This is a genomic window from Streptomyces sp. NBC_00448, from assembly GCF_036014115.1.
Classification (GTDB): domain Bacteria; phylum Actinomycetota; class Actinomycetes; order Streptomycetales; family Streptomycetaceae; genus Actinacidiphila.
The window spans coordinates 9,224,131-9,238,754 of record NZ_CP107913.1 but is presented as its reverse complement, the minus strand read 5'-3'; the positions used below and the strand labels follow the sequence as shown (position 1 = coordinate 9,238,754).

The following is a 14,624-nucleotide window of genomic DNA, read 5'->3' as shown; positions in this document are numbered from 1 at the left end:
CCGGGCGAGGCCGGGGCGAGCGGCGGGGTCACCCCGCGGGCGAAGGGGCCTGCGCGGAAGGCGAGTCGGGCCCGGACGAAGGGGCCGGCGCGGGCGGCGAGTCGGGCGCGGTAGCCGGCGGGAGCGGAATCCAGCGGTGCGACCAGGCGATGACCGCCTCCAGCACCGGCTCCAACTCCCGCCCCTTGTCGGTGAGGTGGTACTCGACCGGGGCCGGGCCGCTCGCCCCGGCCCGGCGTTCGAGCACGCCGTGCTCCTCCAGGGTGCGCAGCCGCTGGGCGAGCATGGTGTCGCTCAGCCCCGGCACGGCCGCCCGGATGTGTGCGAAGCGGTGCTGGCCGGTGAACACGGCGCGCAGGATGGCGCCGGTCCACCGGCCCCCGATCAGCTCGATGGCGGCGTGGAACCGCTCGCACACCCGATGGATCTCGATCGCTGCCGCATGGTCCTGGGACGCCATCGGGGACCCCCGTCTCCGTAGTGCGCGCCGCGGGCGGGCGGGCGGCCCGCGCGCGGCGCTGTCGGTGCGGTGTTACGCGCCCTGCCGGGATTCTGCCAGAGCGGGCCGCAGCGGGCGCAGCGCCGCCTCGACCCTGACCAGCTCGTCCAGCATCGCCTTGGACGACGCGAGCATGGTCTCGTTCGGCTGCACCTGCTCCTCCTCGTCGATGAACTGGCGGACGAAGGGGATGCTGACGCCCTCGAAGACCGGCGTCATCTTCAGGGTGGTCACGACCTGCTTGATCATCTGGACCGCGCGGGTGCCCGCGGAGACCCCGCCGTAGCTGACGAAGCCGACCGGCTTGTAGAGCCACTCGTTGTGCAGGTAGTCGATGGCGTTCTTCAGCTCGGCGTTGTAGCCGTAGTTGTACTCCGGCATCACGAAGACCAGCGCGTCCACGCCGGCGACCCGGGCGCTCCAGTCGCGGGTGTGCTGGTGGGTGTACTGGCCGAGCCGCGGGTGGTTCGGCTCGTTCATGAAGGGCAGCGCGATCTCGGCGAGGTCGATCAGGTCGATCTCGTCGAAGCCGCCGTGCGTACGCGCCTCCCCCTCGAACCACTGGGCGATCGGCAGACCCAGCCGTCCCGGCCTGGTGCTCGCCACAATGATCCCGAGCTTCGACATCGCGTCTCCTTCTGCGTGCTGCGTTTCGGTGTTTCCGCGGTTCCAGCGGTACGCCGGGCCGATCCGCCCAGCGCACTAAGGATACCTTAGTGAATTCCTCGCGCTGCCCCGGCCTGCCCCGAACGGCGTGGATGCCGCATTCATCGCATAATTCCCTCAGTGCGTCCCCCCACGTGCCGGAGGTAGCCATGGCCACCACGGCCCCGCCTCCGGGCGAGCCGGACCGCAAGGGCGGCGGGTCCCGGCGGGCGCGGGCGCGCGAGGGCGGGCGCCGGCGCGGGCACTGGGCGGCGTTGCGGGTGCGGACGCTGGCCGCGCGCCGGGCGGCCGAGCAGCGCTTCCCCGTACTGACCGAGCTGACCGCGCGCCTGCTGTCGGTGAACCTGCTGGACGCGGCCACCCGCCTGGCGGCGCAGCTCTTCCTCACTGCCGTGCCGTTCATGTTCGTGGCGGCCGCCTTCACCCCGCAGTCCGTCCGCACCCACATCCTCGACTCCGCGCAGGACCTCTTCGGACTGAACGGAAGCGCCCAGCGGCAGCTCGAACAGCTCTACCGCCCGGGCAGCACCGACACCGACACCGAGCGGCAGACCACCGGGGCGATCGGTGCGCTGGTCGCGCTGCTGGCCGCGACCGCCAGCAGCCGGGCGATGGCCCGGGTCTGCGAGCGCGCCTGGCTGCTGCCGCGCTCGGCGGCGCGGGTGGTGGTGTGGCGCTGGTTCGCCTGGATCGTGGCCTGGGTGGCGGTGCTCGTCCTGCAGGGGCCGCTGCGCGACGGGCTCGGCGCCGGGCCGTGGCTCGGGGTGCCGCTGATCTTCCTCGCCGACCTCGCGGTCTGGTGGTGGACCCAGCACCTCCTGCTCGGCGCCCGCCTGCCCTGGCTGCCCCTGCTGCCGGGCGCGGTCCTCACCGCCGCCGCGATGACCGCGCTCTCGGTCACGGCCCGCGTCTACATGCCGATCGCGCTCAACCGCAGCCTCGCCACCTACGGCCCGCTCGGCTCGGTCTTCACCCTCCTGTCCTGGCTGATCGCGATCTGCGTCACCCTGACCTTCACCATCACCGCGGGCGCCGTCCTGGCCACCGAGCCCCCGCTCTCCCGTTTCCTCCCCGCCGTGCCGCGCCCGGCCTCGGCCCAGAGCCCGTCCGAGGCGCACCGGCGCACCTGAACCCGCACCCGAGTCCGTACCCGCCCGGAGAAAGCGGTTGTCCTCCGCCCCGGTCTCCCTGAACGATCCCGGTGTGACCCTGTTGTTCCTGACCGTCGGCCTGCCCGGAGCCGGCAAGACCACGCGGGCCCGGGAGCTGGCCGCACAGCACGGCGCGCTGCGGCTGACGCCCGACGAGTGGATGATCCCGCTCTTCGGCGATTCCGACGCGGGCGGCAAGCGCGACGTGCTGGAGGGACGGCTGCTCTCCCTCGCCCTGCAGGCGCTGCGGCTGGGCGCCCACGTGATCCTGGACTTCGGCTGCTGGTCGCGCGACGAGCGGTCCGCGATCCGCTGGCTGGCGAGGTCCGCGGGCGCCACCTGCCACCTCGTGTACGCGCCGGTGGACCTCGACACCCAACGCGCCCGGATCGCCCACCGCCAGGCGACCACCCCGGACGAAACCTTCCCCATGACCGAAGCGGACATCCTCCGCTGGCGAGCCGCCTTCCAAGAACCCACTCCCGCCGAACTCACCGGACACGACCTCGACGCTCCCCCCACCCCTTGGCCCACCTGGCACGCCTGGTCCACCGACCGTTGGCCCTCCTTCACCTGACGAAGACGCCGGCGCCCGCGCTACGTGAAATCGGAGTGGGCGAGGTGGGCGCCGCACACGCGGCAGCGGAAGAGGTACGCGGTCGGCTGTCCGTCGCGGTGCAGCGCGGCGAGGTATCTCGCGATGTCCGCGACGGCCCAGCCCCAGCTCGCGATCTCACCGCGCAGGAAGGCCAACGCGTCCGGGTACGCGGCGAGTTCGGCCGCGCCGACTGCGCCGAGGAACGCGGCACCGTCGCCGCAGTGGAAGTACCAGCGGGGGTCCTGCCACGCGCTGTACCCGGGCGTGTGGCGGTCCACCCTCAGCAGGACCTCCAGCGGCACCTCGTCGCCGATCGGGTCGCCGATGAAGTGGGCGTCGTACCGGCGCGCGGCGCTGCCGTCCGCCACGCACCAGGGGCAGATCCGGCCGGCCAGGTCGGCCTCGGCGTGGACCGGACCGCGGTAGAGGTACCCGCGGGCCCGCCCGCAGCAGACGCAGGTCCGCTCCGCGGCGGCGACCGAGCCGGTCGCCACGGGGTCGGGGTGGTAGGGGAAGTCGGGCAGCGGCTCCGTCACGGGCGTGACCGTACCGGCTCCCCCGCGCGGCGCGCACGCCGGCCGCATGATCGAATGGGGGTCCCGTCGTCCCGAGCCACCCTGGAGGGAAGCCGTGCCGGAGCAGCCCGTACGCACCCGCGTGTCGGCCTACGCGATCGCCCGCGCCGACGAGCAACTGCTGCTCACCCGGCTCTCCGACGCCTCACCGGTGTTCGAGCCCGGGTCGTGGCATCTGCCCGGCGGCGGCATCGACCCCGGCGAGCAGCCGGCCGAGGCGCTCGCCCGGGAGCTGCGGGAGGAGACCGGCCTCGAACTGCTCGACGCCCGCCTGCTGGAGGCCCGGACGTACGCCGCGCACCGGCTCGGCGTGAGCTGGCACCTGGTCGGGCTCTTCCACCTCGTCCGCCTGGCGCCGGGCCCGCTCACCGTCATCGAGCAGGACGGCTCCACCAGCGCGGCCCGCTGGATACCGCTGTCCGAGCTGGCCGCGCCGTCGGGTCCGCGGCTCTCCCCGGCCACCGCGGACGCTCTGCGCATGCTCGCCTGATCGGCGGCGCCGGGCGATCCGGGCGGCGGCGCCGGGCGCACGTCCGTTCGGCGCCCGCGGAGTTGCCGTCACATGAGCGCGCGGCAAACGCCTGTACGAGCGGACTTTCACGCCGCTGAAAGTTGCCGACGCCCGCGCCCCATCACCGCAGCTCCGCGACCGGCCAACTGGACTGGACCACAGAGGATTTCCCCAACCCCTTTACGCGACAGGGTCGTTCATGCGTCACTCGTGGCGCGTTCACCACGAGCACCTCACCCGCACCACACCACCCCGACCGGCGATCTCCCGCGGTCACCTGTGAGGCCAGGGCTACGCGAGTAGACCCGCTCCTCGGACGAGCACGAGCTCACCACGCACCCGCACGCTCCCCCCACCCCAACGTGCCTGGAGGAAAGCCTTGTTCTCCCGAAACCGCAACGCCCGGGCTGTGCCGCGGAGACTGATGACAGCCGCCGTCCTCACCGCCGGCCTGGCGCTGGCCGCGACGATGTCGACGACGGGCCCGGCCGCCGCCGCGCCCGCGCCGTCGGGCAGCACCATCCCGCTCGGCCACGGCTACATGGGCGTCGGCTACGTCCAGGACAGCAAGGACTTCAAGCCGGACCCGCAGCACCTCCAGCTCAACGCCCAGGGCATCATGTCCCCGGCCGCGGCGTACCCCGAGGGGATCGACGTCTCGCACTACCAGGGGTCGATCAACTGGTCCTCGGTGAAGGCCGCGGGCATCCAGTTCGCCTACATCAAGGCCACCGAGGGCACCACGTACACCGACCCCAACTTCAGCGCCAACTACCTCAACGCCTACAACGCCAAGGTGATCCGGGGTGCCTACCACTTCGCGCACCCGGACCTCTCCAGCGGCGCGGCGCAGGCCACCTACTTCGCCACCCACGGCGGCGCCTGGTCGGCGGACAACCTGACGCTGCCCGGGATGCTGGACCTGGAGGGCGGCTGCTACGGCCTGTCGGCGGCCTCGATGCAGTCGTGGATTCTCGACTTCTACAACACCTACAAGGCGAAGACGAGCCGCGACGTCGTCATCTACACCAGCGCGAGCTGGTGGAACAGCTGCACCGGCGGCTGGACCGGCATGTCCGCCAGGAGCCCGCTGAACGTGGCGTACTGGACGACCGGGTCGAGCCCCACCATCCCGAGCGGCTTCCCGTTCTGGACGTTCTGGCAGTACAGCGACTCCGGTTCGATCAGCGGCATCTCGGGCGCGGTGGACCGCGACCGGTTCAGCGCCGACAGCTCGCGGCTGCTGGCACTGGCCAACAACACGCCCTGACCGGGTAGTTCGGGGCCCCGCGCCCGGACGGCGAACCGCCCACGTCGGCGTCGCGGTCCGGGCGCGTCCTCATGTCGTCCGGGCGCGTTCGGGGCGCCACGCGAACAGGCCGCCCCGGCCTGCGCGTTGGCACGGGCCTGAACCTACGGGTGTCCCGCCCAGGCGAGCGGTCCCGTCCCGCCGAGGCGGCGGACGGCGTCCAGCGGGTAGGGGGTCTGCCTGCTGTCCTCCTGGAAGCGGATGTAGAAGTCGGACAGCACCGCGGCGATCGGGGCGTGCCGGGTCAGGAGCGCGGCGGCCCTCGGCGGGACGGCGGTGGGGCGCTTGCCCTCCGCGTAGGAGCGCACGAGTGCGTAGCGGCCCGTCCGGTCACCCCGCTGGAATCCGTACAGGGCGGTGACCAGCCAGTTCTCCATGTAGGTGGCGGCGTAGTCGCGGTCGTAGCTCTGGTGTCGGTCGAAGAAGTCGGCCTCGTCCGGGGACAGTTCGAAGCCGGAGGAGAGGGCGAGGCCGTAGTCCGCGAAGTAGAGGCGATGGCCGTCGGTGAGGATGTTCTCGAAGTGCACGTCGAAGTGCAGGAGTCCGCGGCTGTTCATGAACGAGATGCCGGCGGCCAGTTCGCGCTCCACCATGGCGCAGGCCCGGTCGGTGGCCTGCTCTCCCGCTTCGACCTGGCCGCCCATCCACTGGTGCAGGTTCTGCGGGATGTACTCCAGGAACAGCGCGACGCTCGCCGGGTGCCGCTGCCGGGCCTCGATCCGGTGGCGCACCTGCGGTCCGCCGCCCCAGTAGGCGACGGCCCGTTCGGCGTCGGCCAGGTCCTCGGGCGGGGGCGCGGAGTCGGGCAGCACCCGCCAGTGGTACATCAGCGGGAAGCCCTCGTACTCCGCCGCGAGCACCCAGTTGGTCGTCATGGTGTGCACGGCGAGTTCCCGCCAGGCCCCGAAGCCCGGGCTGCCGATGAGGCCGACGCCGTAGTGGCAGAAGTCGGGCAGCTCGAACATGTTCGCCGTGGACCGGACGTGCTCGGGTCGCAACTCCAGGTCGGTGAGGGGCACCCGCTTCACGAACACCGGGGTTCCGGCCACCTCCATCAGGGCCGATGTCCCGCCGATGCCGGAACCGATCGGCACGGCCGCGTCCACGAGGTCGAGCAGGGCGCGATCACTGCGCAGGGCCAGGGCCGTGGAAACGGCGCTGTACGCGGTCAGCCGCGCACCGCGCGCCATGTCGGGGTACTTCGCTGCGGTCTCCACCAGGACACCGACCTCACTTCCGCAATAGCTGCGCAGCTCACTGCTTACCGCGTCCGACCGGTCAACGAGGCGTTCAGCTCGGCGAGTTGGCGGGCGAAGATGCGGGCGCCGCCCTGGGCGGGGTGGCGTACGGCGACGGCGGGCACGCCGTTGCGGGCGAGCGCGGCCTCGGCCTTGCGGCCGACGGCGACGAACGTGGTGATCGCGAACGCCTCGGCGAGGGCGAGCGCGACCGGAGCGCCCGCGGCGACCTCGGCCGCGCGCGGGGTGCGGTTGCTCTCCGGGCGCCCCGGCTCGTGCGGGTGGTGCGGGTAGATCGGCCAGAACAGCGGCAGCGCTCCGCGCCACGAGGCCATCGCGCCCCACACCACCGCCGAGGACGCCTCCCAGCCGAACGCCGGGTCCCGCGGCACCCGGAAGCCGTCGCCGTCCGGGTCCCCCGTGATCGGCCCGGGCCGGGCGGTGAGCTGGCGGACGCTCGTGAACGAGATGCCGCTGATCGTGTGGCCGCGGTAGCCGGGCGCCTCGCCGATCAGCATGACGCCGGGCCGGCTCCGGGCGATCAACTCCAGGTAGCGGCGCAGGTTGTCCGTCCGCAGCCGGCCCGCCTCGTCCGCGCCGTAGAGGAACTCCGCGTCGTCGGGTGCGGGCAGTTGCCGCAGCAGCGACCAGAACCGCGCCGTGTCGACCCCGCTCACCGCGACCACCCCGTAGCCCTGTCCGTATCCGTACCCGTACCCGTACCGGTCCTGGCGCCCGAAGCCTGACCCCGACCGCCCGCCGCTCGGTACCCCGCGCGCTCCCCGCCTGCCACCCCCGCACCGTATCGCCTCCGCGGGCCCCGGGTACGGCGGGCTGGCAGGCGGGGAGCGCGCGGGCTGCTTAGGATGCTGATACGTTGCGCCGTCGGCCCGACGGCCGCTTCGGGCAGGACTCGGATGACGTGGGAGGGCCGGTTTTGGCTGCTGGTCCGGGTGGTGGGCGCGAGGCGCCGGAGCGCGAGCAGGCCCGGCTGCGCGGGCTGGCCGAGGCGGGACTGACCGCCCGGTCGGACCCGGACATGGACCGCTTCGCGCGGATGGTCGCGCGCCTGCTGGACGTGCCCGTCGCCCTGGTGTCCCTGCTGGAGCCCGAGCGGCAGGTCTTCCCCGGCATGGTGGGGCTCGGCGATCCGTGGGCGAGCCGCCGGGAGACACCGCTGACGCACTCGCTGTGCCAGTACGTGGTGGCGTCGCGGGAGCCACTGGTGCTGGCCGACGTGCGGGCGGACGACCTGACCCGCGACAGCCTGGCCATCCCCGACATGGGCGTGGTCGCCTACGCCGGCATGCCGCTCACCGACGCCAGGGGCACCGTCCTGGGGTCGCTGTGCGCGATCGACTCCGTGGTCCGCGAGTGGACCGGGCGGGAGGTCCAGGACCTCTCCGACCTGGCCGAGGCGTGCTCGGCGGAGCTGCGGCTGCGGATCGCCAACCGCCAGGGCGAGGAGGCCCGCGCGGCCGCGGACGAGGCCCGCCGGGCGGCCGAGCAGGTGCTGGCCGGCGCGGAACTGCAACTGCGCGCGGCCGAGGAGCTGACCGGCACCGTCAGCCTGCTCGACGTGCGCCGCAAGGTGCGCGAACTGGTCTCCGGGCTGCTCAAGCCCAGCTACGTGGGCCTGGTGCTCCTCGACGAGGGGGAGCTGCGCCGGGTCCCCGACCCCGACACCGCGCACGCCGTGGAGGCCCTGTTCGAACGGTACGGCCCGCAGGACGCGTTCCCCACCGCGCGGGCGTTGCGGGAGCGGCGCACCGTGACCGTGCCCGACCGCGCCCACCTCGTCGAGCGGTACAGCGCCGAGGCCGTCGCCGCCTACGACTCGCTGGGGCTCCAGTCCGCGGTGTGCGTGCCGCTGCCCGCCGTACGCGGGCCACTGGGCGTGCTGGTGACGGGCTGGGCCGAGCCGCACCGCACCGACCTGACCGAGTACGCGGCGCTGAGCGCGGTGGCCGGCTACACCGCCCAGGCGGTGGAACGCGCGGTGTTCCTGGACGAGCGGATCGATGTCGCCCACCAGCTCCAGCAGGCCATGCTCACCACCCTGCCCGAGGTGGACGGCCTGGACATGGCGGCGGTCTACCTGCCGGCGGTCTCCGGGGAGATGGTCGGCGGCGACTGGTACGACGCGATCCCCCTGAACGTGCCCCCGCAGGCGCTCGCGTCCCTGTCCGAGCCCCTTTCCTCCGCCGCGTCCGGGCCCGGTCCGGACGCGGCGGCCCTCGCGGTGGCCGCCGGCGGCACCCTCGCGATCACCGTCGGCGACATCACCGGCCACGACATCCACGCCGCCGCCATCATGGGCCAGGTCCGCAGCATGCTGCGCCAGGCCGCGCTCGACCACCCCGGGCAGGGCCCCGCCGCGGTCGTGGCGGCCCTGGAACGGGCGGTGGCGCACCTGCCGCTGGAGGCCGGCGGCACCCTGGTCCACGCGCACCTGCGCCGGCAGGGCCCGTCCTGGCATGTCAGCTGGACCAACGCGGGCCACCCGCCGCCGCTGCTGCTGCACGCGGACGGCCGGGTCGAGGAGCTGACCGTCCACGACGCGCTCTTCCACCACGCCCTCACCCCGCCCGACCGCGCCGACCAGCACGTACGCCTCGACCCCGGCTCGACCCTGCTGCTGTACACCGACGGTCTGGTCGAGCAGCGCCGGGCGAGCATCGACGACGGCATCGCCCGTGCGGCGGCCGCGCTGCTCGCCCACCGCGGGCTGCCGCTCCCGGAACTCCTCTCCCGCCTCACCCGCGAGGTCTCCGGTCCCCACAACAGCGACGACATCGTGCTCATGGCGCTGCGCCCGGCCGCTCAGGCAGCGCCGCCCACAGCAGGAACGCGAGCAGGCTGATCCCCGCGCCCAGCGCGCACACGGCCGTCCAGCCCGCCGCCGCGTAGAGCGTGGTCGCGGCGACGGCGCCCGAGGCGCTGCCGATCGAGTAGAAGACCATGTAGCCGCCGATCAGCCGGCTCCCCGCCTCCGGGTGCAGCGCGTAGATCAGCGTCTGGTTGGTGACGTGCACCGCCTGGACGGCGAGGTCGAGGACGATCACGCCGACGGCCAGCGCCCACAGCGAGTGCCGGGTGAAGGCCAGGGGCAGCCAGGAGACGGTGAGCAGGGCCAGCCCGATGCCGGTGGTGCGCCGGGAGTGGCCGCGGTCGTTGAGCCGGCCGGCGCCGGTGGCGGCGAGGGCGCCCGCGGCCCCGGCCAGCCCGAACGCCCCGATCGCGGTGTGGGACAAGGAGAGCGGGGGTGCGCTGAGTGGCAGCGCGACGCTGCTCCACAGCGTGCTGAAGGCGGCGAAGATCAGCAGGGCGAGCAGGGCCCGTACCCGTAGAAGGCGCTCGCGCGCGAACAACTGAACGGTGGAGCGCAGCAGTTGACCGTACCCGACGGCACTCGACACAACCTTGTTCCGGGACGGCAGCAGGCGGTGGAGGGTCAGGGCGAGCAGGCCGGTGAGGGCCGCCGAGCAGAGGTACACCGAGCGCCAGCCGGCGAGGTCGGCCAGCAGGCCGGAGACGGAGCGGGCGAACAGGATGCCGGTGACCACGCCGCTGGTCACCAGGCCGACGACCTTGCCGCGCTCCTCAGGCGCGGCCAGCGACGTGGCGAAGGCCACCAGCGTCTGGGTGACCACCGCGAGCAGCCCCACGGAGGTGAGGCCCACCAGCAGCAGCGCCGCGTTCCCGGCGGTGCCGACAGCGGTCAACGCCGCTGCCAGCAGCAGGAGTTGGGCCACGACGAGGCGTCTGCGGTCGAGCAGGTCACCCAGCGGCACCAGGAAGAACAGCCCGAGCCCGTAGCCGACTTGGGTCAGCGTCACGATCGCGCCGACCGTCGCCGTGCCGATCGAGAATTCGCGGCCGAGCGTCACCAGGAGCGGCTGGGCGAAGTAGACGTTGGCCACCGCGGTGCCGCAGGCCACGGCGAAGAGCAGGGTGAGCCCTCTGGAGAGCCTGAACCCGGACGTCTCCGTGCTCGGTGCCGCGCGCGTTTCCGTGCCTGCGCCTGTACCCCCAGCCGAGACCTCGGCTTCGATCTCGGTATCGATCGCGGTTTCGGCCTCGCCCGCCATGGCCCTGTGATCGCGTCCCACGCGCAGCCCCTCACATCCGGTTTCATCTTGCTACCAGACGGACGGTAGCCGTAGCTGGTAGCATGTTGCAACCGGACATGAGGAGGAGGGCTCGCCATGGTGGAGCGGACCCGCTTCGACGACAGCGACTGCCCCGTCGCGCGGTCGGTGGACGCCATCGGCGACTGGTGGTCGCTGCTGATCGTGCGGGACGCCTTCGACGGCAGCCGCCGCTTCGGGGAGTTCCAGCGCAGCCTCGGCGTGGCGAAGAACATCCTCACCGCGCGCCTGCGCGCCCTGGTCGCCGCCGGCGTCCTCGACACCGCCCCCGCGTCGGACGGCAGCGCCTACCACGAGTACGTACTGACCCCGAAGGGCCGGGGCCTCTTCCCCGTCGTCGTCGCCCTGCGGCAGTGGGGCGAGCAGAACCTCTTCGCCCCGGGCGAGCCCCACTCCGAGCTTCTCGACCGCCGGCAGGGCCGCCCCTTGCGCGCCCTGGAGGTCCACGCCGCGGACGGACGGCGCCTCACCCCCGACGACACCACGGTCCGCAAACTCGACTGACCGCCCCACCCGGCGACCCCGGCGGCCGAAGGGTGCTCAACGGACGGACGCCTGCGGGGCGCACGCAAGGACGCCCGCGAACGGCGCGCACGTCACGGCAGCCGAGCGGCATCGATCAGCCCAGCGACGTGGCTGCCGCACGCAGGTCCTCCAAGGCCGCCAGCGCATGCGGCGCGAGCCCTTCCGTGTCGTCACGCTCACCTTCGGACCACTGGGCGTATCCCCGCTTGAACGCGAGGACTCCCAGCTCGGCCGCGAGGTGCGCGGTCGGCTCGGGGACGCCGCGGGCGACGAGCGCGGCCGTCATGGCGGCCGCGAGACCGACGCTCTTGAGGGCGTCGCGCTCCTGCAGTTCGGTGCTGGCCGCCACGGCCGCTTTGAGGCGGGGGCCGAGTTCGCGGTTCGCCGGACCCATGGCGCCCGATGCGCGCTCGAGACCGGCCGCCACCGCCTGGAGCGGGCCGGCGCTCACGGGGGCCTCGGTGATGCCGTCGGCGAGCAGCCTGCCGAGCGTCTCCTGGCCGGCGACCAGCAGCTCGCGTTTGTCGGAGAAGTACCGGAAGAAGGTGCTCTTGGTGACGCCGGCGCGCTCGGCGATCTGCGCCACCGTGGTGGCGTCGTACCCCTGCTCGGTGAACAGGTCGACCGCCGCGACGACGAGTCGTTGGTCCGCTCCCGGTTGCCATCTGGCCATGAGACCAGGATAGGTGATGAGACACCTGTCCTATCACCATGTAGGGTCAGTGATGGGACAATTGTCCCATCACTTCCAGGGAGAGCTCATGCATGTCTTCGTCACCGGCGGTACCGGCACCATCGGCTCCGCCGTCGTCGCCGAACTGCTCGGCAACGGCCACACCGTCCTCGCACTGGCCCGCTCGGACAGTTCCGCGCAGGCCCTTGAGCGCGCCGGCGCCAAGGCGCTGCGCGGCGACCTGGCCGACCTCGACACCCTGCGGTCCGGCGCGGCGCAATGCGACGGCGTGATCAGCCTGGCGTTCGGACGTGACTACGGCAGTCCGGACGCGCTCACCCGGGCCATCGCCGAGGAGAGCGCCGCTCTCGCCACGCTGGGGCAGGAACTCGTCGGGAGCGACCGCCCGATCGTCACGGTCTCCGGCACGCCCTGGGTGCCGGGACGCGCCTCCGTCGAGGCCGATCCGCTGCCGACCGACGGCCCGGTGGGCGGTCGAGGCCGTTCGGTCAACGCACTGCTGGACCTCGCCTCGCGCGGTGTGCGCGGCACGGCCGTCCGCATGCCCCGCACGGTCCACAACGAGGGCAAGGGCGGATTCGCCGGCCTGCTGGCCGATCAGGCGCGCCGCACCGGGGTGGCCGGCTACCCGGGCGACGGCACCCAGCGCTGGCCGGCCGTGCACGCGCTCGACGCGGCGGTCCTGTTCCGCCTGGCCCTCGAGTCCGCGCCGGCCGGGACGTCCTGGCACGCCGTCGGCGACGAGGGAGACGCGGTGCGGGACATCGCCGCAGTCATCGGGCGGCGACTGGGCCTGCCGGTCGAGGAGGTTCCGCAGGAGAACTTCGGCCCGTTCGGCCCGATCTTCGCCATGGACCAGCCGGCGTCCAGCGCCCACACCCGCGAGGCGCTCGGCTGGCAGCCGACCCACTCCGGCCTCCTCGAGGACCTGGAGACCATTCAGCCCTGAACCACGCCGGTTCGAGGGGACCGCCCGGCTCGTCCACCAGCCCGCCCGACGGCGCGGCCCCCGGCGCCCCCGCCAGGGCCCCGGGGCCGAATCGCCGTGTTCGATCCGGTGGACGAGCCGGGCGGGTCGGGTGACTTCGCCCGGAGGGCGCGGCCACCGGCAGGGGTGAGGGCGAGCGCCTTGCGCAGGAAGCCGAACCCGACCCGGCGCGCCTGGTGGTCGACGGCGAGGATGCCGAGGCGCACACGCTGGTCGACCACGCCGTCAAGGGCGTTGACCGGTGCCGATCGGGCTCGGCGGTCGTGACGCGTCGCGCTGACGGCGCCGCCGGGTCAGGCTCCTTCGGAGGAGGCCCGCAGGGCGAGGACGACCTCGTCGATCTCGGCGCTCCGCGCGTTCGCGTAACCCCGTTCGGTGCCGGTGACCACGAACCCGCACTTCTCCAGCACCCGGATCGAGCCGGCGTTGTCCGCGGCCGCGCGTGCGTGCAGGGGGCGTTCCGGCACCTCGGCGAGCAGTGCGCGCAGCGCGGCGGTGGCCACCCCGCGACCCCAGTGCTCCCGGCCGATCCAGTAGGTCACCTCGCGCTCCTCCGGCGGCCCGAACGCGCCCGCGTGCCCGACGACTTCGCCACCCGCACCGACCACCGTCCGGGTGACGACCGCCGGGTCCCGGCGGATTCGCTCCCAGTGGGCCTCGAACCGGCCGCGGTCCGCCGGGTCCTCGGAGGTGAACGCCGCCATCCACACCCCCTCGGGGTCCGTCATCTGCGCGAAGAAGACGGGCAGATCACCGTCCTCCACCGCACGCAGCACCACGTCCATCGAGCCCTCCCGGCAAGTGATCGTCGGCGCCGGACCCCATGGCCCAGGCGCCCGAGCAAGCGTGGTCGGACCGGCCGCGCGTCGCCGTGGGCGAGCGTACCGACCGGCCGCGCCGCGACCGTACGACCCAGCCGTACGCGCCCTGACGCCCGGAGGCCGCAGCGGTCGCCCGACACCCGGTCCACCACCCTAATCGCACAGTCGTTCGAACATGTGCCAGAATCCAGCCATGCCCCACTCCTTTCCCGACGAACTCGTCCAGGCCCAGCGCGACTGGTACACCACTTACCGCGAGTTGGCGGCGAGCGCGGGCGCGGGCTCGCGCACCACGGTGCTGCGCCGGCGCCTGGTCCGGCTCTCCGTCCGCATCAGCGCCCACCCCTACTGGGCCACCCTCCCCGGCACGGCGCCCGCCGCGCGGATGGAGCTGAAGCAGATGACCTGGGACGCGCGCGCCCCGCGCCGGGCGCCCCACCACAGCCCCGACCAGACCCCCTGACCCCCGGCCGCCGATCCCCGACGGGCCCCGCCCCCTCGGCACTCCGGCCCCGGCAACGGCCCGGCCCTGCCCGGCCACCGCACCGTCGCCCGCCGCAACACCCCCACCCGGCAACGCCCCGCCCCACCCCCGGCCCTTGACCGGACCGTCACCGGCCCGTGACCTCACCCACCCCACCCGCACCAGAGGCCGCCGGTTGCCGCGGATCGGGGAGAGCGCTCTCTCAACGCCTTGACACGGCGCCCCCGGCCCTCCAAGGTACGTCCCAGAGAGCGCTCTCACAGCGGGGCTCACCGCTCGCGCACAAGCGCCCCCGCCCGCCCGCGCACACCGCCCGGGCGTCGCGGTGCCGCCGGGCCGTCCGGACAGAGGTAGGTCGTACGTATGTCATCAAGCAGGGCCGCAGGAAGTGAAGCCCCGGCAGCCGCGCACAGA

Annotated in this window: 16 protein-coding genes; 8 read left to right on the top strand and 8 right to left on the bottom strand. The window is 73.4% G+C overall.

The window, feature by feature from the left end; all coding sequences use genetic code 11:
• Positions 1-28 precede the first annotated feature (28 nt).
• Positions 29-460, bottom strand: coding sequence for a winged helix-turn-helix transcriptional regulator (locus OG370_RS39625; RefSeq protein WP_328473089.1), 432 nt, complete (start codon positions 458-460; stop codon positions 29-31).
• 72 nt (positions 461-532) lie between these two features.
• Positions 533-1,126 carry an NADPH-dependent FMN reductase gene (locus OG370_RS39620; protein WP_328473086.1) on the bottom strand — a complete coding sequence of 198 codons (594 nt, stop codon included), beginning with the start codon at positions 1,124-1,126 and terminating at the stop codon, positions 533-535.
• 188 nt (positions 1,127-1,314) lie between these two features.
• Between OG370_RS39620 and OG370_RS39615 the strand changes: the two genes are divergently transcribed.
• Positions 1,315-2,295, top strand: coding sequence for a ribonuclease BN (locus tag OG370_RS39615; RefSeq protein ID WP_328473084.1), 981 nt, complete (start codon positions 1,315-1,317; stop codon positions 2,293-2,295).
• A gap of 73 nt (positions 2,296-2,368) precedes the next feature.
• On the top strand, positions 2,369-2,893 hold the full coding sequence (locus tag OG370_RS39610; protein ID WP_328473082.1) for an AAA family ATPase: 525 nt from the start codon (positions 2,369-2,371) through the stop codon (positions 2,891-2,893).
• Between the two features lie 20 nt (positions 2,894-2,913).
• On the opposite strand, the gene OG370_RS39605 is transcribed toward OG370_RS39610, so the two are convergent.
• Positions 2,914-3,450, bottom strand: coding sequence for a CbrC family protein (locus tag OG370_RS39605; protein WP_328473080.1), 537 nt, complete (start codon positions 3,448-3,450; stop codon positions 2,914-2,916).
• A 94-nt stretch (positions 3,451-3,544) separates the two neighbouring features.
• On the opposite strand from OG370_RS39605, the gene OG370_RS39600 reads away from it, so the two are divergent.
• Positions 3,545-3,979, top strand: a complete 435-nt coding sequence (locus tag OG370_RS39600; RefSeq protein WP_328473078.1) for an NUDIX domain-containing protein — start codon at positions 3,545-3,547, stop codon at positions 3,977-3,979.
• Between the two features lie 445 nt (positions 3,980-4,424).
• Complete coding sequence (locus tag OG370_RS39595; protein ID WP_328473076.1) at positions 4,425-5,270, top strand: GH25 family lysozyme; 846 nt, start codon at positions 4,425-4,427, stop codon at positions 5,268-5,270.
• A gap of 143 nt (positions 5,271-5,413) precedes the next feature.
• On the opposite strand, the gene OG370_RS39590 is transcribed toward OG370_RS39595, so the two are convergent.
• Both OG370_RS39590 and OG370_RS39585 read right to left on the bottom strand, forming a co-directional pair.
• Positions 5,414-6,499 carry a protein kinase family protein gene (locus tag OG370_RS39590; protein ID WP_328474842.1) on the bottom strand — a complete coding sequence of 362 codons (1,086 nt, stop codon included), beginning with the start codon at positions 6,497-6,499 and terminating at the stop codon, positions 5,414-5,416.
• 71 nt (positions 6,500-6,570) lie between these two features.
• Positions 6,571-7,224, bottom strand: a complete 654-nt coding sequence (locus OG370_RS39585) for a uracil-DNA glycosylase (protein WP_328473074.1) — start codon at positions 7,222-7,224, stop codon at positions 6,571-6,573.
• Positions 7,225-7,484: 260 nt separating this feature from the next.
• Between OG370_RS39585 and OG370_RS39580 the strand changes: the two genes are divergently transcribed.
• Positions 7,485-9,410, top strand: coding sequence for a GAF domain-containing SpoIIE family protein phosphatase (locus tag OG370_RS39580; RefSeq protein WP_328473072.1), 1,926 nt, complete (start codon positions 7,485-7,487; stop codon positions 9,408-9,410).
• Here the strand turns inward: OG370_RS39580 and OG370_RS39575 are convergent.
• The gene (locus OG370_RS39575) at positions 9,349-10,638 is read right to left on the bottom strand and encodes an MFS transporter (protein WP_443060931.1); all 1,290 of its coding nucleotides are present in this window, start codon (positions 10,636-10,638) and stop codon (positions 9,349-9,351) included. The two genes, OG370_RS39580 and OG370_RS39575, sit on opposite strands and share 62 nt — an antisense overlap.
• A gap of 117 nt (positions 10,639-10,755) precedes the next feature.
• On the opposite strand from OG370_RS39575, the gene OG370_RS39570 reads away from it, so the two are divergent.
• A complete protein-coding gene (locus OG370_RS39570) occupies positions 10,756-11,202 on the top strand; it encodes a winged helix-turn-helix transcriptional regulator (protein ID WP_328473068.1) in 447 nt (148 codons plus the stop codon).
• Positions 11,203-11,317: 115 nt separating this feature from the next.
• Here OG370_RS39570 and OG370_RS39565 read toward each other — a convergent pair whose 3' ends face one another.
• Positions 11,318-11,896 (bottom strand): TetR/AcrR family transcriptional regulator, encoded by a 579-nt coding sequence (locus OG370_RS39565; protein ID WP_328473066.1) that lies wholly within the window; start codon positions 11,894-11,896, stop codon positions 11,318-11,320.
• Between the two features lie 88 nt (positions 11,897-11,984).
• Between OG370_RS39565 and OG370_RS39560 the strand changes: the two genes are divergently transcribed.
• A complete protein-coding gene (locus OG370_RS39560; protein WP_328473064.1) occupies positions 11,985-12,866 on the top strand; it encodes an SDR family oxidoreductase in 882 nt (293 codons plus the stop codon).
• A gap of 332 nt (positions 12,867-13,198) precedes the next feature.
• On the opposite strand, the gene OG370_RS39555 is transcribed toward OG370_RS39560, so the two are convergent.
• Entirely contained in the window at positions 13,199-13,690 is a 492-nt protein-coding gene (locus OG370_RS39555; RefSeq protein ID WP_328473062.1) for a GNAT family N-acetyltransferase, read from the bottom strand.
• A 229-nt stretch (positions 13,691-13,919) separates the two neighbouring features.
• On the opposite strand from OG370_RS39555, the gene OG370_RS39550 reads away from it, so the two are divergent.
• On the top strand, positions 13,920-14,189 hold the full coding sequence (locus OG370_RS39550; protein WP_328473058.1) for a hypothetical protein: 270 nt from the start codon (positions 13,920-13,922) through the stop codon (positions 14,187-14,189).
• Positions 14,190-14,624 lie beyond the last annotated feature (435 nt).